The following is a 233-nucleotide window of genomic DNA, read 5'->3' on the forward strand; positions in this document are numbered from 1 at the left end:
AAACCTGTTCGAGCACCTATTTGTAATAATAAATTAAATACATCCTTAGCTGACTGAAGATAAAATGAAAACAAGGCAGCCATAATCATTAAAGTAATGGTAGAAATTCTCCCAACAAGAACTTTCTGTTTTTCTGAAGCTTCTTTATTTATAAGTCTGCCATAGAAGTCATTAACAAGATATGAACTGCCCCATTTTAATTGCGTAGATATGGTACTCATAAATGTCGCAAT

Annotated in this window: 1 protein-coding gene; it reads right to left on the minus strand. The window is 32.2% G+C overall.

Annotated features, from left to right (window positions below; genetic code table 11):
• On the minus strand, positions 1-221 hold a 221-nt coding region (locus tag ACRHOC_RS15245; RefSeq protein ID WP_431159451.1), incomplete at its 3' end, for a sodium:solute symporter family transporter.
• Between the last annotated feature and the right edge of the window lie 12 nt (positions 222-233).

The sequence above is a fragment of the Winogradskyella poriferorum genome, assembly GCF_050618035.1.
GTDB classification, from domain to species: Bacteria; Bacteroidota; Bacteroidia; order Flavobacteriales; family Flavobacteriaceae; genus Winogradskyella; species Winogradskyella poriferorum_A.